This window comes from Pseudokineococcus sp. 1T1Z-3 (assembly GCF_037482365.1).
Classification (GTDB): Bacteria; Actinomycetota; Actinomycetes; order Actinomycetales; family Quadrisphaeraceae; genus Pseudokineococcus.
This window is the reverse complement of sequence record NZ_JBBHZF010000024.1, coordinates 1-17,834: the sequence shown is the minus strand read 5'-3', so window position 1 is coordinate 17,834 and position 17,834 is coordinate 1. Positions and strand designations below refer to the sequence as shown.

14 protein-coding genes are annotated in these 17,834 nt (G+C 74.4%); 5 read left to right on the top strand and 9 right to left on the bottom strand.

Features of this window, described 5'->3' with window-relative positions:
* Positions 1-24: 24 nt before the first annotated feature.
* Complete coding sequence (sucD, locus tag WDV86_RS10075; RefSeq protein ID WP_339567497.1) at positions 25-933, bottom strand: succinate--CoA ligase subunit alpha; 909 nt, start codon at positions 931-933, stop codon at positions 25-27.
* 13 nt (positions 934-946) lie between these two features.
* Positions 947-2,113: an ADP-forming succinate--CoA ligase subunit beta gene (sucC, locus tag WDV86_RS10070; protein ID WP_339567496.1), complete on the bottom strand. Its 1,167-nt coding sequence runs from the start codon at positions 2,111-2,113 to the stop codon at positions 947-949.
* A 281-nt stretch (positions 2,114-2,394) separates the two neighbouring features.
* Between sucC and WDV86_RS10065 the strand changes: the two genes are divergently transcribed.
* Positions 2,395-4,827, top strand: coding sequence for an FdhF/YdeP family oxidoreductase (locus tag WDV86_RS10065; RefSeq protein ID WP_339567495.1), 2,433 nt, complete (start codon positions 2,395-2,397; stop codon positions 4,825-4,827).
* 129 nt (positions 4,828-4,956) lie between these two features.
* Here the strand turns inward: WDV86_RS10065 and WDV86_RS10060 are convergent, their stop codons facing one another.
* The 4 genes from WDV86_RS10060 to WDV86_RS10045 form a co-directional block, all read right to left on the bottom strand.
* A complete protein-coding gene (locus WDV86_RS10060; RefSeq protein WP_339567494.1) occupies positions 4,957-5,115 on the bottom strand; it encodes an MFS transporter small subunit in 159 nt (52 codons plus the stop codon).
* A gap of 99 nt (positions 5,116-5,214) precedes the next feature.
* Positions 5,215-6,651, bottom strand: coding sequence for an L-lactate MFS transporter (locus WDV86_RS10055; protein WP_445263022.1), 1,437 nt, complete (start codon positions 6,649-6,651; stop codon positions 5,215-5,217).
* 198 nt (positions 6,652-6,849) lie between these two features.
* Positions 6,850-9,348, bottom strand: coding sequence for a DNA helicase PcrA (gene pcrA / locus WDV86_RS10050; RefSeq protein ID WP_339567492.1), 2,499 nt, complete (start codon positions 9,346-9,348; stop codon positions 6,850-6,852).
* Between the two features lie 209 nt (positions 9,349-9,557).
* Positions 9,558-10,217: an NUDIX hydrolase gene (locus tag WDV86_RS10045; RefSeq protein WP_339567491.1), complete on the bottom strand. Its 660-nt coding sequence runs from the start codon at positions 10,215-10,217 to the stop codon at positions 9,558-9,560.
* Here WDV86_RS10045 and WDV86_RS10040 point away from each other — a divergent pair.
* The 4 genes from WDV86_RS10040 (at position 10,216) to WDV86_RS10025 (ending at position 15,067) form a co-directional block, all read left to right on the top strand.
* Complete coding sequence (locus tag WDV86_RS10040) at positions 10,216-10,839, top strand: NUDIX hydrolase (protein ID WP_339567490.1); 624 nt, start codon at positions 10,216-10,218, stop codon at positions 10,837-10,839. The genes WDV86_RS10045 and WDV86_RS10040 overlap by 2 nt on opposite strands.
* Positions 10,836-11,663, top strand: a complete 828-nt coding sequence (locus tag WDV86_RS10035) for a sugar phosphate nucleotidyltransferase (RefSeq protein ID WP_339567489.1) — start codon at positions 10,836-10,838, stop codon at positions 11,661-11,663. The genes WDV86_RS10040 and WDV86_RS10035 overlap by 4 nt, the downstream gene beginning before the upstream one ends.
* 75 nt (positions 11,664-11,738) lie before the next feature.
* Entirely contained in the window at positions 11,739-13,874 is a 2,136-nt protein-coding gene (pta, locus tag WDV86_RS10030; protein WP_339567488.1) for a phosphate acetyltransferase, read from the top strand.
* Positions 13,871-15,067, top strand: a complete 1,197-nt coding sequence (locus WDV86_RS10025) for an acetate/propionate family kinase (protein WP_339567487.1) — start codon at positions 13,871-13,873, stop codon at positions 15,065-15,067. Before pta ends, WDV86_RS10025 begins: the two co-directional genes overlap by 4 nt.
* A gap of 9 nt (positions 15,068-15,076) precedes the next feature.
* On the opposite strand, the gene WDV86_RS10020 is transcribed toward WDV86_RS10025, so the two are convergent.
* From WDV86_RS10020 to guaA, 3 genes are all read right to left on the bottom strand, one after another.
* Positions 15,077-15,619: a hypothetical protein gene (locus tag WDV86_RS10020; RefSeq protein ID WP_339567486.1), complete on the bottom strand. Its 543-nt coding sequence runs from the start codon at positions 15,617-15,619 to the stop codon at positions 15,077-15,079.
* Positions 15,616-15,912 (bottom strand): hypothetical protein, encoded by a 297-nt coding sequence (locus WDV86_RS10015; RefSeq protein ID WP_339567485.1) that lies wholly within the window; start codon positions 15,910-15,912, stop codon positions 15,616-15,618. Before WDV86_RS10015 ends, WDV86_RS10020 begins: the two co-directional genes overlap by 4 nt.
* 92 nt (positions 15,913-16,004) lie before the next feature.
* Positions 16,005-17,639, bottom strand: a complete 1,635-nt coding sequence (gene guaA / locus WDV86_RS10010) for a glutamine-hydrolyzing GMP synthase (protein ID WP_445263021.1) — start codon at positions 17,637-17,639, stop codon at positions 16,005-16,007.
* Positions 17,640-17,834: the final 195 nt, after the last annotated feature.

The following is a 17,834-nucleotide window of genomic DNA, read 5'->3' as shown; positions in this document are numbered from 1 at the left end:
CGGCGGGCGGCCCGCCACGCCGCGTCAGCCGGCGATCGCCTCCCGCAGCAGCCTCGCCGTCTCGGTCGGCGTCTTGCCCACGCGGACGCCGGCCTTCTCCAGGGCCTCCTTCTTGGCCTCGGCCGTGCCGGCCGAGCCCGAGACGATGGCGCCGGCGTGGCCCATCGTCTTGCCCTCGGGGGCGGTGAAGCCGGCGACGTAGCCGACGACCGGCTTGGTGACGTGCTCGGCGATGTACGCGGCAGCCCGCTCCTCGGCGTCCCCGCCGATCTCGCCGATCATCACGACGGCGTCCGTGTCGGGGTCGGCCTGGAAGGCCGCGAGCGCGTCGATGTGCGTCGTCCCGACGACCGGGTCGCCGCCGATGCCGACGGCGGTGGAGAAGCCCAGGTCCCGCAGCTCGTACATCATCTGGTAGGTCAGCGTGCCCGACTTGGAGACGAGCCCGATGCGGCCCGGGCCGGTGATGTCCGCCGGGATGATGCCGGCGTTGGCCTTGCCGGGGCTGATGAGGCCGGGGCAGTTCGGCCCGACCAGCCGGGTGGTGCCCTTCTCGGCGGCGTAGGCGTAGAACTCGGCCGTGTCCTTGACCGGGATGCCCTCGGTGATGACGACCGCCAGGCCGATGCCCGCGTCGACCGCCTCCACGACGGCGGCCTTGGCGAAGGGCGGCGGCACGAAGAGCACCGTGACGTCCGCGCCGGTCTCGGCCATGGCCTCGGCGACGGAGCCGAAGACGGGCACCGCCGTCGTCTGCTCCTGGCCGCCCGCGTCGGTGTAGGTGAAGTCCTGCGAGGTCCCCGCCTTGCGCGGGTTGACGCCGCCGACGACGCGCGTGCCGGAGGCCAGCATCCGCGTCGTGTGCTTGGTGCCCTCCGAGCCCGTCATGCCCTGGACGACGACGGTGCTGCTCTCGTCGAGGAAGATCGCCATGTCTGTGCCGTCCTTACTTCGCTGCCGCGAGCTCGGCCGCTGTCGCGGCGGCCCCGTCCATGGTGTCGGCGAGGGTCACCAGCGGGTGCGCCGCCTCGTCGAGGATCCGTCGCCCCTCGACGACGTTGTTGCCGTCCAGCCGGACGACGAGGGGCTTGGTGGCCGCGTCGCCGAGGATCTCCAGCGCCGAGACGATGCCGTTGGCGACGGCGTCGCACGCCGTGATACCGCCGAAGACGTTGACGAAGACGCTGCGCACCTGCTCGTCGCCGAGGATGACGTCGAGGCCGTCGGCCATGACCTGCGCCGAGGCGCCGCCGCCGATGTCGAGGAAGTTGGCGGGCTTCACCCCGTGCGCCTCGCCGGCGTAGGCGACGACGTCGAGGGTGCTCATGACGAGCCCCGCGCCGTTGCCGATGATGCCGACCTCGCCGTCGAGCTTGACGTAGTTGAGGCCCTTGGCCGCGGCCTTGGCCTCCAGGGGGTCGGCCGCCTCGGCGTCCTCCAGCCCGGCGTGGTCCTCGTGCCGGAAGCCGGCGTTCTCGTCGAGCGTCACCTTGCCGTCGAGGGCGACGACGTCGCCGCCCTCGGTGCGCACGAGGGGGTTGACCTCGACGAGGGTCGCGTCCTCCTCGCGGTAGACGAGCCACAGCTTCTGGAAGACCTCGACGGCCTGCTCGCGCACGTCGGCGGGGAAGCCGGCGGCGTCGGCGATCTCCTCGGCCTTCGCCCGGTCGACGCCGGTGCGCGGGTCGACGGCCACGCGGGCCAGGGCCTCGGGCCGCTCGACGGCGAGCTGCTCGATCTCCACGCCGCCCTCGACGGAGGCCATCGCGAGCAGCCGGCGCTCGGAGCGGTCCAGGAGGAGGGAGAAGTAGTACTCCTGCGCGATGGCGGCGCCCTCGGCGACCATCACGCGGTGCACGGTGTGGCCCTTGATGTCCATGCCGAGGATGGCCTCGGCGTGCGCCTGCGCCTCCTCGGGCCCCTTGGCCACCTTGACGCCGCCCGCCTTGCCGCGACCGCCTGTCTTGACCTGCGCCTTGACGACGACGACACCGCCGCCGAGCTGCTCGGCCGCCTCGCGCGCCTCCTGCGGCGTCGTGGCGACGACCCCGCGCAGCACGGGGACGCCGTGCCGCTCGAAGACGTCCCGGGCCTGGTACTCGAAGAGGTCCACCAGCGATCCTCACCTCGGGGTCCTGCCGCCGGTCGGCGGCACCGCGGGCGACCCTAGTGGCGAGGCCCCTGCCCCCTCCTCGCGGGCGACAGGCCGCCGCGAGGTGCTGCCCACGGACGCCGTCCCCCGCCGCCGGCCCGGGCGGGGGCGGGCGCACGCCCACGGGCCGGCCGACGGGAGCCTGTCGGCCCCCGCGGTTACCGTGGTCGCGGGCGCAGCTGTGCCCGACGACGCGCAGACCCCTCGGGGCCACCCCGGGCGGCACGGCGAGAGGCAGGACGATGGCGACCGACGCACCCGTGCAGGACATCGACGAGCTGGACCTCGAGCGCGGCCACGTGCACGACAAGGCCGCGGGTGTCACCGCCGTCGCCGTCGCGCTCTCCCGGTCGGTGGAGCAGATGGGCCTGGTCCGCACCGCGAGGACGCTGTCGCGGCTCAACCAGGTCGACGGCTTCGACTGCACCAGCTGTGCGTGGCCCGACCCGGCCACCGGCGAGCGCCACCTGGCGGAGTTCTGCGAGAACGGCGCCAAGGCCGTCGCCGAGGAGGCGACGCTGCGTCGCATCGGCCCCGAGTTCTTCGCCCGGCACTCGATCACCGACCTCGCGCAGAAGACGGACTACTGGCTCGGCCAGCAGGGGCGCCTCACCCACCCGGTGGTCCGCCGCGCCGGCTCCGAGCACTACGAGGCGATCTCCTGGGAGGACGCCTTCGACCTGCTCGCCGACCGCCTCGCCGGCCTGGACAGCCCCGACGAGGCCCTCTTCTACACCTCGGGGCGCACGAGCAACGAGGCCGCGTTCCTCTACCAGCTGCTCGTGCGGGCCTACGGCACGAACAACCTGCCCGACTGCTCGAACATGTGCCACGAGTCGACGTCGGTGGCGCTCGCCGAGACGATCGGCATCGGCAAGGGCAGCGTCAGCCTCAAGGACGTGCAGGAGGCGGGCCTGCTCGTCGTCGTCGGCCAGAACCCGGGCACCAACCACCCGCGCATGCTCTCCGCGCTGGAGATCGCGAAGAAGAACGGGGCGAAGATCCTCGCGGTCAACCCCCTGCCCGAGACCGGGCTCATGGGCTTCAAGAACCCCCAGCACGTCGGTGGCGTGGTGCGCGGCATCGACCTCGCCGACGAGTACCTGCCCATCCGCATCGGCGGGGACATGGCGCTGTGGCAGGCCATCGGGCACCTGCTCCTGCGCTGGGACGAGGAGTCCCGCGCCGCGGGCGGGCCTGGCGTCGTCGACCGCGACTTCCTCGCGCAGTACACGACCGGCTTCGAGTCCTACGCCGAGAACGTCCGCGACCTGGACTGGGACCTCGTGCTCCGCTCCACCGGTCTCACGCGTGAGCAGATCACCACGGCGGCGGGGATGTTCCGCGACTCCCCCGCCACGGTCGTCTGCTGGGCGATGGGCATCACCCAGCACCGGCACGCGGTCGCCACCATCAAGGAGCTCGTCAACGTCGCCATGCTCAAGGGCGACATCGGGCGCCCCGGCGCGGGGCTGTGCCCCGTCCGCGGGCACTCCAACGTCCAGGGCGACCGGACGATGGGGATCTGGGAGAAGGTGCCGGACCACTTCCTCGACGCGCTGGCGGCGGAGTTCGGCTTCGAGCCACCGCGCGAGCACGGGCACGACACGGTCGACGGCATCCGCGCCCTGCGCGACGGCGAGGCCAAGGTCTTCATGGGCATGGGGGGCAACTTCGTCTCCGCGGCGCCCGACACCGACGTCGTGGAGGCCGCCATGCGGCGGGCCGGGCTGACGGTGCACGTGTCCACCAAGCTCAACCGCTCGCACGCGGTCTGCGGCCAGGAGGCGCTCATCCTCCCCGTCCTGGGCCGGACGGAGAAGGACATGACGGGCGGGCGCGAGCAGGCCATCACGGTCGAGGACTCGATGTCGGCCGTCCACGCCTCCCGCGGCCGGCTGCCGGCGGCGAGCCCGCACCTCAAGAGCGAGGTCGACGTCGTGTGCTCCCTCGGCGAGGCCCTGGCCCGTCGGCTGGCCGACCGCCCGGGCGCCGGGGACGGCGCGGCGCTGGGCTCGATCGGCTGGTCGGCCTTCCGCAGCGACTACACGACGATCCGCCGGGCCATCTCGCGGGTCGTGCCGAGCGCGGCGGCCTACGCCGAGAAGGTCGAGCGGCCCGGCGGCTTCGTGCTGCCCCACCCGCCGCGGGACTCGCGCACCTTCCCGACGAAGCAGGGCAAGGCCGTCATGAGCACGAGCCCGCTGGAGACCATCGAGGTCCCCGAGGGCCGGCTGCTGCTGCAGACCCTGCGCAGCCACGACCAGTTCAACACGACGATCTACGGCCTCGACGACCGCTACCGGGGCATCAAGCTCGCCCGCCGCGTCGTCATGATGAACGAGGCGGACATCGCGGCGCACGGCCTGCGTGACGGCCAGGTCGTCGACATCGCGAGCCACTGGCCGGGCGAGGCCGACCGCTGGGCCCGGGAGTTCCGGGTCGTCGCCTACCCGACGCCCGAGGGCTGCGTGGCCTCCTACTACCCCGAGACCAACCCGCTGGTGCCGCTGGAGTCGGCGGCCGAGGGCAGCAACTGCCCGACGTCGAAGTCGGTCGTCGTCACGGTGCACCCCTCGCGGCCCCACCACGGCGACGAGCGGCCGCACGACACGGGCGAGGTCGAGGACGGCTGGAAGAAGAAGCACGACGTCCAGCCCCGCGTCCCGAGCTGACCGGCACCGCCTCCGCCGCGTCGAGGCAGTCGTCGCAGTCCGGCGCAGGGAGCCGGGGCGCTTGACCGACGACGAAGGGCCCCACCCGAGTCGGGTGGGGCCCTTCGTCGTCCGCGACGGGAGCGCCGCTCAGCCGGTGAAGAGCGTGAGGGCCCGGCGGACCGTCTGGACGAGCCCGTAGACCAGCGGGACACCGGTGACGGTCCACCCCACGGCGACGAAGATCTTCTGGACGGACGGGGCGGGGTCGTTGGCGCCGGGCTCGACGGCCGCGTCGGCAGAGCTCATGGGTCCTCCTGGGTCGAGACGGGCGCGGCCCGCCTCCTGGTGGGAGAGATCGGTGCTGCCGGGTGGACCCGCCGGGCAGGCAGGTCCACCCAGCAGCGGTCAGCCGCGGCTGCCCGAGGACTCGGGCTGACGGCTCCCCGCCTTCGTGGCGTCGTCGGTCGAGGCGCCCGCCCCGGTCGGCCCGGAGGACGCGGGAGGCTCCTGCAGCGCCTCGGAGACCGGCTTCACGAGCAGGTTGGCGATGAAGCCGACGACGAGCAGCACGACCATCGTCAGCAGCGCCGGGCGGTAGTCGGCCGCGTTGAGCGAGCCCGGCTGCCCCTGCGCGTCGAGGATGGCGTTGACGATGAGCGGCCCAGCGATGCCGGCGGCAGACCAGGCCGTCAGTAGCCGGCCGTGGATGGCGCCGACCTGCAGGGTGCCGAACAGGTCCCGCAGGTACGCCGGGATGGTGGCGAACCCGCCGCCGTAGAAGGACAGGATGACGAAGGCGAAGAGGACGAAGAGCGCCGTCGACGTCTGCCCGAAGAGCGCCAGCAGCGCGTAGAGCACGGCACCGACGCCCAGGTAGACCATGTAGATGTTCTTGCGGCCGATGACGTCGCTCGTCGAGCTCCACACGAAGCGCCCCGCCATGTTGCCGAGGGCGATGAGGCCGACGAAGCCGCCGGCGGCGGCCGCGGTGATGGCGGAGGTCCCGCCGTCGCGGAAGAAGTCCTGGATCATCGGCGAGGCCTGCTCGAGGATGCCGATCCCGGCGGTGACGTTGCAGAACAGCACGACCCACAGCAGCCAGAACTGCGGGGCCTTCATGGCGTTGCGGACCGTGACCTGACCCGTGGTCACCATCGACTTCTGCTTCTTCGTCGAGGGGTCGTAGCCGGCGGGGGCGTAGTCCGGCGGGGCGACGCGGACGGTGAAGACGCCGAACATCATGACGACGAAGTAGACGACGCCGAGCGTGAGGAAGAGCCGGGCCACCGCACCGCCGTCCACGTCCGCGATGTCGCCGCCGCTGAAGACGGTGAGCAGCTGCGTCGAGAGCGGGCTGGCGATGAGCGCACCGCCGCCGAAGCCCATGATGGCCATGCCGGTGGCCAGGCCCGGGCGGTCGGGGAACCACTTGATGAGGGTCGAGACCGGGGAGATGTAGCCGATCCCGAGCCCGATGCCGCCGATGACGCCGTAGCCGAGGTAGAGCAGCCACAGCTGGCTCGTCGCGATGCCGAGGGAGCCGACGAGGAAGCCGGTGGCCCAGCAGCACGCGGAGACGAACATCGCGGCGCGGGGGCCGTTCTTGTCGACCCAGGAGCCGAAGGTCGCGGCCGAGAGCCCGAGCATGACGATGGCGATGGAGAAGACGACGCCGATCGCCGTCTGCCCGGTGCCGAAGTGGTCGACGAGGGCTTGCTTGTAGACGCTGGTCGCGTAGACCTGGCCGATGCACAGGTGGACCGCGAGGGCCGCCGGCGGGATGATCCACCGGTTGAAGCCGGGTCCCGCGACCGTGCGGGACCGCTGGAGGAAACCTGGCAGCACGCGGGCTCCTTGGTCGTCGTCGATCTGCCGACCGGACGCCCCGGCGCGGTGGACGGACCGTACCTGTGAGCAGGCTGGACCGCCGCCCACGGCACACCCCTGGCTCCCCTTGCTCCCCCGCCCCGTCACCGGGCGACGGCCAGCGCCTCGCGTGACGTCGCGGAGGCGGGCGAGGTGGAGCAGCGGGCGGGAGGGTCAGAGCTTCTCGACGGGCGCGTAGCGCAGCAGCAGACGCTTGACGCCCTGGTCGCCGAAGTCGACGTGCGCGACGGCCTTGTCCCCGGAGCCGTCGACCCGCACGACCGTCCCCAGCCCGAAGGCGTCGTGCGTGACGCGGTCGCCGCCCTCCAGGTGCACCACCTCGCGGTTGCCCGGCGAGCGGACGCCGGGCCGCTGCGCCAGACGCGCGACCGCCGGCGTCGAGCTCGGCGCCACCGAGCTCGACGCGCCGCGGCGCCAGTGCAGCAGGTCCGGCGGGACGTCGTCGAGGAAGCGGCTCGCCGGGTTGAACTGCGGCTGGCCCCACGCCGTCCGGACCGCCGCCCGGGAGAGGTAGAGCCGGTCCCGGGCGCGGGTGAGCCCGACGTAGGCCAGGCGCCGCTCCTCGGCCAGCTCGGTGGGGTCGGCCAGCGAGCGCTGGTGCGGGAAGACGCCCTCCTCCATGCCGGTGAGGAAGACGACGGGGAACTCCAGCCCCTTCGCCGTGTGCAGGGTCATGAGCGTGACGACGCCCTGCGCCGCCGCCGCCTGAGCCGCGGCGACGTCGTCGGGGTGCGCCTCGCCGTCCGGCTCGTCGGGGATCTCGTCGGCGTCGGCGACGAGCGAGACCTGCTCGAGGAAGTCCCCGAGGGAGCCCTGCGGGTTGGTCGTCTCGTACTCCCCCGCCACCGCGACGAGCTCGGCGAGGTTCTCCACCCGCGACTCGTCCTGCGGGTCCCCGCTGCGGCGCAGCTCGTCGACGTACCCGGTGCGGTCCAGCACCGCCTCGAGCACGGCCGCGGGGCCGGCGCCGCCCTCGACGACCGTGCGCAGCTCCTCGAGCAGGTCCCGGAAGCGTGAGACGGCGGCGAGGCTGCGCGTCGCGATGCCGGGGGCGTCCTCGGCCCGGCCGAGCGCCGCGGCGAAGGGGATGCGCTCGCGCTCGGCCAGCGCGGCGATGCTCGCCTCGGCGCGGTCCCCGATGCCGCGCTTCGGCACGTTGAGGACGCGGCGCAGGTTGACGGTGTCGGTGGCGTTGGCGAGCACCCGCAGGTAGGCGAGCGCGTCCTTGATCTCGCGGCGCTCGTAGAAGCGCGTGCCGCCGACGACCTTGTAGGGCACGCCGGTGCGGATCAGCACCTCCTCCAGCGCCCGGGACTGGGCGTTGGTCCGGTAGAAGACCGCGACGTCGCCGTACCGCACGCCCGCGGTGTCGTGCAGGCGGTCGACCTCCTCGGCGATGAAGGCGGCCTCGTCGTGCTCGGTGTCGGCGACGTAGCCGACGACCGGCTCGCCCTGGCCCGACGCCGTCCAGAGGTTCTTCGGACGCCGGTCGGGGTTGCGGGCGATGACGGCGTTCGCCGAGGAGAGGATCGTCTGCGTCGAGCGGTAGTTCTGCTCCAGCAGGATCGTCGTCGCGTCGGGGTAGTCGCTCTCGAACTCCTCGATGTTGCGGATCGAGGCGCCGCGGAAGGCGTAGATCGACTGGTCGGCGTCGCCGACGACGGTCAGCTCGGACGGCGCGAGCGCCCCCGTCGTCCCGGGCGTCGAGCCGTCGGTGGCCCGCTCCGCCTCCGCGCCGTGCACGGCGCCGCCGACGAGCTCGCGCACGAGCACGTACTGGGCGTGGTTGGTGTCCTGGTACTCGTCGACGAGCACGTGCCGGAACCGGCGCCGGTAGGTCTGCGCCACCTCGGGGAAGGCCTGCAGCACGTTGACCGTGAGCATGATGATGTCGTCGAAGTCGAGGGCGTTGGCCTGGCGCAGCCGCGCCGTGTAGAGCCGGTAGGCCTCGGCCAGCACCTTCTCGGCGGGCGTGCCCTCGGCCGCCACGCGCGAGGAGTACGTCTCGTCGTCGACCAGCTCGTTCTTGAGGTTGGAGACCTGCGCGCTGAAGGACCGCGGCGGGTGCCGCTTGGGGTCGAGGTCGAGCTCGCGGCAGACGAGCGCCATGAGCCGCTGGCTGTCGGCGGCGTCGTAGATCGAGAAGCTGCTGCGCAGGCCGACGGACGTCGCCTCGCGCCGCAGGATCCGCACGCACGCCGAGTGGAAGGTGGAGACCCACATCGCCTTCGCAGCCGGCCCGACGAGCGCCTCGACCCGCTCGCGCATCTCGGCCGCGGCCTTGTTGGTGAAGGTGATGGCGAGGACCTCGCCGGGGTGGACGGCGCGGGCGGCCAGCAGGTACCCGATGCGGTGGGTGAGCACCCGGGTCTTGCCCGAGCCGGCTCCGGCCACGAGCAGCAGCGGGCCGCCGCGGTGCAGCACCGCCTCACGCTGCGGCGGGTTGAGGCCGTCGAGCAGCGCCAGCGCCCGCGGCGACCCGGGCCCGGTGCGAGGGGCCTGCGACGTCGCGCTGGCGGCCTCGCCCCGTGCCGCCCGCAGCCGCTCGCGGACCCCGGCGGCACCCCGCGCGGGCGCGGCGCCGGACGGGCCGGACCCGCTGCCCCGCGGTCGCAGGCCGGGCAGCGGGAGGTCGTCGAAGAGGGTGCTCATGGCGCCCTCGAGCCTACGACCGCCCACCGACGCGCACGCCCGGCGACGTCGGCAGCCCGGGAGCCCGGCCGCGTCCGCCGCGCCATGAAGGTCGCATCGCGGAAGCACCACGCGAGGAGGTCACACATCGCGGTGAGGGGGCGGGGACGGCGGCGAGGTCGTCGCGGGAGAGGAGCGGGCTGAGGGAGGAGAGCGGGCAGGGGGAGGTCTCAGCCGTCGCGGGCGGCGGCGAGCGCGGCCTCGACGACGTCGGTGACGGGCACCGCACCTGAGGCGACGTCGGCGAGCGGCACCCAGGCGGCGGCGTCCGTCGTGCCGCCGACCTCGGTGACCGTGGGCTCGCGCTCGTCCTCGCACGTGCCGCGGAAGACGATCGCGATGCTGTGGAAGTCCTCGAGCACCCCCGCCGGCGAGCGCCCCGTGAAGTGCGCCGAGGTGACCTGCAGGACGGGGCCGACGACGACGTCGAGGCCGGTCTCCTCGTGCGCCTCGCGGCGGGCTCCGTCGCGCGGGTCCTCGCCGTGGTCGAGCCCGCCGCCGGGCAGCGACCACCGCCCCGGCCGCGGCGTGCCCGGCGCCAGCCGCGACAGCAGGACGGCGTCGCCGCGCAGGCAGAGCGCGTAGGCGCCGACCCGCTGCCGCGGGACCGCCACCTCCCCCGTGACGCCTGACGGGTCGACCTCGACCGGCCACCCACCGGGCTCGCCGGCGACCTGCATCTCCTCGGCCTTGCCGTCGCCGCCCGCCCGCCGGTCCGTCCGCACGTCGGCGACGCTACCGCCGCCCCGCCGGGCCCGGTCGCCCGCCGGGCCCACCCCGCCCGACGCCCACCCGCGCCCGAGGCGGCGCAGCCCTACGCTCGTGACCATGGCCGACGACGCACCCCCCGACGCGGCCTCGTCGGCGGCGGCTCGCGACGGCCGGGCCCGGCGGGCCTCGCCCGGCGGGGAGACCGGGCTGGCGCGCCTGGCCCCGGCCGTGCTGCGGCGGCGCGCCTACACCGCCGCGCTGCTCGCCTTCCGCGCCTCCCCGGCGCCCGTGCGCCGCGCCGTCGTGCGGGCGGCCACCCCGGGCTTCACGGTGGGTGCGGTGGTCGCCATCGAGCACGACGGCGAGGTGCTCTTCCTGCGCCAGCCCCACCGCGTGGGCTGGTCGCTGCCGGGAGGCCTGCTCGACGCCGGCGAGCGCCCCGAGCAGGGCGTCGTCCGCGAGGTCCACGAGGAGACGGCGATGCGGGTGGAGGTCGGCCTGCCGGTGACGACGCAGGTCAACGCCCGCGTCCGCCGCGTCGACGTCATCTACCGGCTTCGCACCTCCGAGCGACCCCACGTCGTCGCCGGGGGCGAGGCCAAGGAGCACCGCTGGATGGCCCTCGACGCGCTGGAGGACGCCGACGACTCCACCCGCGAGATCGTCGAGCTGCTGCGGCGCACGCAGGACGTCGGCTGCTACGACGGGCGCGTGGTCGCCGAGGCGCCGTCGACGTCGTGACCGCCCTCGCCGGCGTCGTCCTCGCCGCGGGCGCCGGCACCCGCCTCGCCCCGCTGACGCACCTGCGTCCCAAGGCGCTGTGCCCGGTCGGCGGTCGCCCGCTGCTCGACCACGCCCTCGACCGGCTCGCCGCCGTCCTGCCGACCGTCGCCGACCCGAGGCACCACCTCGCCGTCAACGCCCACGCGCACGCCGCGCAGGTCCTCGGTGCCGTGGCGGGGCGCGCCCACGTGTCCGTCGAGGCCCCCGTGGCCCTCGGCACCGCCGGGGCGCTGGGCGCGCTGCGGAGCTGGCTCGACGGGCGCGACCTCGTCCTGACCAACGCCGACGCCTGGCTGCCGGCGGGTCTCGACGGCCTCCTCGACGGGTGGGACGGCGAGCGCTGCCGGCTCCTCGTCGTGCCCGAGGGCCACGGCCCGGGTGACCCGCTGCACGCCGCCCCCGCCGCTGGCCCCCCTCCGCCGGCGGTCCGGTACGTCGGCGCCTGCGCCCTGCCCTGGCGGCTCGTCCGCGACCTGCACCCGGAGCCGACAGGCCTCTTCGAGGTGCTCTGGCGCGCCGAGCGCGACGCCGGCCGCCTCGACCTGCACCTGAGCCTGCAGGCGGCCGTCGACTGCGGGACGCCAGCCCGGTACCTGGCCGCCAACCTGGCGGCCTCCGGCGGTCGCAGCGTCGTCGACCCTCGGGCTCGGGTCGAGGGCGAGGTCGAGCGGTGCGTCGTCTGGGACGGTGCGGTCGTCGACGCGGGCGAGCACCTCGTCGACGTCGTCCGCGCGGGCGACGAGCAGCACCGGCTGACCGTCGGGGCGGCCGCCCCGGGGTGAGGACAGCCGACGGCCCGCACGGCTGCCGGCCGGAGAACTGGGCACCGCCCGGCCACGGCTACTAGCGTCGAGGCCGTGGCCAGCCTCTACGTCGCCTCCGTCGAGGGCGAGACCCGCAAGTCCACCGTGGCCCTCGGCGTCCTCGCCGCGATGTGCGCCACCGGGCGCCGGGTCGGCGTCTTCCGCCCGCTCGTGCGCGACGGAGAGGGCCGCGACGACGTCCTCGACGTCCTGCTCTCGGAGCTGACCGGCGGGGAGGTCGACGACGAGGCCTACGCCGCGAGCGTCGGCGTCGGCTACGAGGCGATGCGCGTGGACCCCGAGGCCGCCCTCGACGAGGTGCTGGGCCGCTACCGCGCGCTGGCGGCGGGCGTCGACGACGTCATGGTCCTCGGCAGCGACTACACCGACGTCGCCGGCCCGACCGAGCTGGCCGCCAACGGCCGCATCGCCGCCGACCTCGGCACCCCCGTCCTCCTGGTCGTCAAGGCCCTCGGGCGCTCGCCGAAAGAGGTGCGCGACGTCGCCGCCGTCGCCCGCGGGGAGGTCGAGGCCCAGCACGCCACCGTGGTCGGCGTCGTCGCCACCCGCGCCGACCCCGACGCGCTCGCCGACGTCGTCGCCGCCCTGGAGGAGCCGGGCCGGCGCGGGGCCCCGCCCTCCCGCCCGGCCTTCGCCGTCCCGGAGGACCCGCTGCTGACCGCCGTCGGCGTCCGCGAGCTCGTCGAGGCCTGCGACGGCCGCCTCGTGCTGGGCGACGAGGCCGGCCTGGACGAGCAGTCCGGCGGTCTCGTCGTCGCCGCCATGTCGATGGCCAACGCCCTCGACCACCTCGTCGACCGGGCCGTCGTCATCGTCCCGGGCGACCGCAGCGAGGTCGTCCTCGGGCTCCTGACGGCGCACACCTCCAGGACCTTCCCGCCGCTGGCCGGCGTGGTCCTCACCGGCGGCTTCGCCCTGCCGCAGACGGTGGTCCGGCTGCTCGAGGGGCTCGGGGAGTCCACCCCGCCCGTCGTCTCCACCGACCTCGGCACCGTCGAGACCGCCGCACGGCTCCTCGCGGTGCGCGGGCGGCTCTCCCGGCGGACCGAGCGCGAGCGCGAGCAGGTGCGGGCGGCGCAGCAGCTCTTCGCCGCGCACGTCGACGGCGACCGGCTGCTCTCCCTCGCGAGGGACGCCGACGTCGTCACCGTGACGCCGCGGATGTTCGCCGCCGTCCTGCACGAGCGGGCCCGCAGCCGGCGGATGCGCGTCGTGCTGCCCGAGGGCCTGGAGCCGCGCGTGCTGCACGCTGCGGCGGAGCTGCTGCGCGGCGGCGTCGTCGACCTCACGCTGCTGGGCCCGCAGGAGGAGGTGCGCCAGGTCGCCGAGGAGGTCGGCGCCGACGTCGGCGGCGCGGCCGTGGTGGACCCCGCCACCTCCCCCGACCTGGAGCGCTACGCCGCCGAGTACGCCCGCCTGCGCGCCCACAAGGGCGTCACGGCGGAGGCGGCGCGAGGGCTGCTCACCGACGTCACGCGCTTCGGGACGCTCATGGTCCACCTCGGCGACGCCGACGGCATGGTCTCCGGCGCCGTCCACACCACCGCCGAGACGCTGCGGCCGGCCTTCGAGGTCATCAAGACGGCCCCGGGCCGTGACGTCGTCTCCAGCGTCTTCCTCATGTGCCTGCCGGACCGGGTGCTCGTCTACGGCGACTGCGCCGTCAACCCCGACCCGGACGCCGGTGCGCTCGCCGACATCGCGGCGAGCAGCGCCGACACCGCCGAGGCCTTCGGGGTCGAGCCGCGGGTGGCGATGATGAGCTACTCCACGGGCGGCTCGGGCTCCGGCGCCGGGGTCGAGAAGGTGCGGGAGGCCACCGCCCTGGTCAAGCAGCAGCGGCCCGACCTGGAGGTCGAGGGCCCCATCCAGTACGACGCCGCCGTCGACGTCGGCGTCGCGCGCACGAAGCTGCCGGACTCGGCGGTCGCCGGGCGCGCCACCGTCTTCGTCTTCCCCGACCTGAACACCGGCAACACGACGTACAAGGCGGTGCAGCGCAGCGCGAACGCCGTCGCCATCGGCCCGGTGCTGCAGGGGCTGCGCCGGCCCGTCAACGACCTCTCCCGAGGAGCCCTCGTGCGCGACATCGTCAGCACCGTGATCATCACGGCGGTCCAGGCCCAGGTGCAGCAGCAGGCCGACCAGGAGCAGGGGGCGAGCGCGTGAGCGTCGTCCTCGTCCTCAACTCCGGGTCCTCCTCGGTGAAGTACCAGCTGCTCGACGTCGACGGCGAGCGGTCGCTGGCCGCGGGTCAGGTCGAGCGCATCGGCGGCCAGGGCCCGGGCGCCCTTGAGCACGAGGTGGCCGGCGCCGACCCGGTCGAGCGCGAGGTCGACGTCCCCGACCACGGCGCCGCGCTGCGGGTCGTCGTGGACGCCTTCGCCGAGCACGGCCCCGACCTGGCCGAGGCCGGCCTGGTCGCGGTCGGCCACCGGGTCGTCCACGGCGGCGACCGCTTCTCGACGCCGGCGCTCGTCGACGACGGCGTCGAGCGGGCGATCGCCGAGCTCGCCGACCTCGCCCCGCTGCACAACCCGGCCAACCTCGAGGGCATCTCGGTCGCCCGTGCGGTCGTCCCCGGCGTGCCGCACGTGGCCGTCTTCGACACCGCCTTCCACGCCACGTTGCCGCCGGCGGCCTTCACCTACGCCCTCGACCGCGACCTCGCCCGGCGCGAGAAGCTGCGGCGCTACGGCTTCCACGGCACGTCGGTGGCCTCCGTGGTGCCGCGGGCGGCCGCGGTGCTGGGCCGCCCGGTCGAGGAGCTCGCGATGGTCGTGCTGCACCTCGGCAACGGCGCCTCGGCCACGGCCGTGCTCGGCGGTCGCAGCGTGGACACGTCGATGGGCCTGACGCCGCTGCAGGGCCTCGTCATGGGCACGCGCTCCGGTGACGTCGACCCCAGCGTGCTGCTGCACCTGCTGCGCCGCACCGGCGTGAGCGTCGAGGAGCTCGACGCGCTGCTCAACCGCGGCAGCGGCCTCAAGGGCCTCGCCGGCGCCTCGGACGTGCGCGAGGTGGAGAGCCGTGCCGCCGACGGGGACCAGGACGCCGAGCTGGCGCTGGAGGTCATGGCCCACCGGATCAAGCACTACCTCGGCGCCTACGCCTTCGAGATGGGCCGCCTGGACGCCGTCGTGCTCACCGCCGGCGTCGGGGAGAACAGCAGCGGGGTGCGCGCCCGGGCCCTCGCCGGCCTGGAGGCCTTCGGGGTCGTCCTCGACGACGCCCGCAACGCCGAGCGCTCCCGTGAGCCGCGGCGCATCTCCCCCGACGACGCGCCCGTCGCCGTCCTCGTCGTCCCCACCGCGGAAGAGCTGCAGATCGCCCGCGAGACGCTGGCGGTCGTCAGGGGCTGAGCGACGACGTCACCGGTCCTTGGCGATGCGGACGGCTCCGCCGGCCAGCCGGAGGAAGCGGACGTAGGAAGCGTCATCGCCGGCGCGCAGGCGCCGAAGCCGTTGCACCGCGTCGTCGGCACTGAGCGCCGCCGACCTCGCGCTCCTGCGGTCGACGTCGAACGAGTGCTCGCAGTCCGCCAGGTGCCTCAACGACTGGAGAGTGACGAAGGTCTCGCACACCCGGGCGAGGTCATCAGGGGCCTCGACGAGAAGGGAGCGCAGCGCTCGGAGTCCCTTCTGGCCCAGCACCGCCTGGCAGAGCGTGAGCATGTCCGTGTGGGAGAACCACCGCGCCGCCGAGATGGCCTCACGCGAGGGCGGCCGGGAGAGCTCCCCGTCGACGAGGACCTGCGCGGCGCGCGTGGTCAGCTCGTGGAACAGCGCGTAATAGGCCCGCGAGATGGCGCACCGCAAGTCGACAGTCCTCGGCCGCCCCCTCCCAGCGTCGAAGCCCGCCAGGCGCCGTGCCTGAGCCACCAGCTCTCCAGCGTCGAGAGGACGTGCGCTCACCCCTGGTCCTCGTCGGACGGCTGTTCGTCAGGGTCGGCGGAGGCCAGGACGACGACGACGTCGTCCACAAGCCCGAGCTCGGCCGCACGCCGCCTGACCGCCTGACGGACGTGGAAGGCGCCGTCGAGGTCCCAGTCTCCCCGTGTCGGACCGATGGTGACAAGCACGTAGACCGGCGCACCGTCCGGCCCCTCGCGATGCTCCGCCCTCACGGACTGGACGGGGATCCGGGCGTCCTGGATCGGGTCGACTTGTGACAGCTCCGTCAGCGCGGACTCACTCGTCGTGACCATGAGGGTCTCCCACTGCTCGCTCTTCCGGCCTGACCAGCAGCATGACGGCTCACGGACTCTCCGGCCCTGTCCGGGCTCGGCGAGCTGTCAGCTCACTCCCACTCGATCGTCCCCGGCGGCTTGCTGGTGACGTCGAGGACGACGCGGTTGACCTCGTCGACCTCGTTGGTGATGCGGGTGGAGATCCGCGCCAGCAGGTCGTGCGGCAGACGTGACCAGTCGGCCGTCATCGCGTCGTCGGAGGACACGGGCCGCAGGACCACGGGATGGCCGTAGGTGCGACCGTCGCCCTGGACGCCGACCGAGCGGACGTCGGCGAGCAGCACCACGGGGCACTGCCAGATGGAGCGGTCGAGGCCAGCGGCCGTGAGCTCCTCGCGGACGATCTCGTCGGCGGCGCGCAGGGTGTCGAGCCGCTCGCGCGTCACCTCGCCGATGATCCGGATGCCCAGGCCTGGGCCGGGGAACGGCTGGCGCCACACGATGGCCTCCGGCAGCCCCAGCTCGGCCCCGACGGCGCGCACCTCGTCCTTGAACAGCGTGCGCAGCGGCTCGACGAGCTCGAACTGCAGGTCCTCCGGCAGGCCGCCGACGTTGTGGTGGCTCTTGATCGTCGCCGTCGAGCTGGTGCCGCCGTGCACGGTGCCCCCGGACTCGACGACGTCGGGGTAGAGCGTGCCCTGCACGAGGAAGCGCACCTCGGTGCCCTCCGCGCCCGCTGCCGCGACGAGGTCGGCCGCCGCACCCTCGAAGGCCCGGATGAACTCCCGACCGATGGCCTTGCGCTTGGTCTCGGGGTCGGTGACGCCGGCGAGCGCGGCCAGGAACTGCTCCTCGGCGTCGACGACGACGAGGTCGACACCCGTCGCCTCCACGTAGTCCCGCTCGACCTGCTCGGCCTCGCCGGCACGCAGCAGGCCGTGGTCGACGAAGACGCACGTCAGCTGGTCGCCGACCGCGCGGTGCACGAGCGCCGCGGCGACGGCGGAGTCGACCCCGCCGGACAGGCCGCACACGACCCGCGCGTCCCCCACCTGGGCGCGGATGCGCTCGACCTGCTCGGCGATGACGCCCTCGGTCGTCCAGTCAGCGGGCACGTCGGCACCGCGCAGGAAGTTCTCGATGACCGCCTGCCCGAAGGTCGAGTGCTTCACCTCGGGGTGCCACTGGACGCCGTAGAGGCGGCGGGCGTGGTCCTCGAAGGCCGCGACCGGCGCCCCGGGCGAGGACGCCGTCACCGTGAAGCCGGGCGGGGCGCTGCGCACGGCGTCGCCGTGGCTCATCCAGACGCTCTGGTGCTGCGGCTGCCCGGACAGCAGCACGCTGCTGCCCCCGGGGCCGTCGGCGGCCTCCTCGACCGGCTCGCGCTGGGCGTCCGTGCCGCCGTACTCGCGCAGGCCGGTGCGGGCGACGTCCCCACCGAGGGCCTTGGCCATGGCCTGGAAGCCGTAGCAGATGCCGAGGACGGGCACCCCGGCCTCGAAGAGGTCCGCCTCGACGAGGGGAGCTCCCTCGGCGTACACCGACGCCGGGCCGCCGGACAGGATGATCGCGGCCGGATCACGGGCCAGGAGGTCCTGCACGCTCGAGCTGGCCGGCACGACCTCGGAGTAGGAGTCGGCCTCACGCACCCGCCGGGCGATGAGCTGGGCGTACTGGGCGCCGTAGTCGACGACGAGCACCGGGCGGGCGGTGCGCTCCCCCGGCGGCAGGCCGCCGTCGGCCACCGGCCCCGGCGCCCCGGGGGCGGCCGAGGGCTCTTGGCCCGGGACCGGCTCGGCCTGCTGGCCGCTCGGCGCGTCGTCGGGCCCTGGGGCCCCGGGGTCTGCGGCGCCGGCGTCGCCGGTGGCCTCGCGGGTCGGCTCGCTCACGTGCGCCAGGCTAGTTGTACTGACCACGGAGGTTGGTGACGGCGCGTCGGT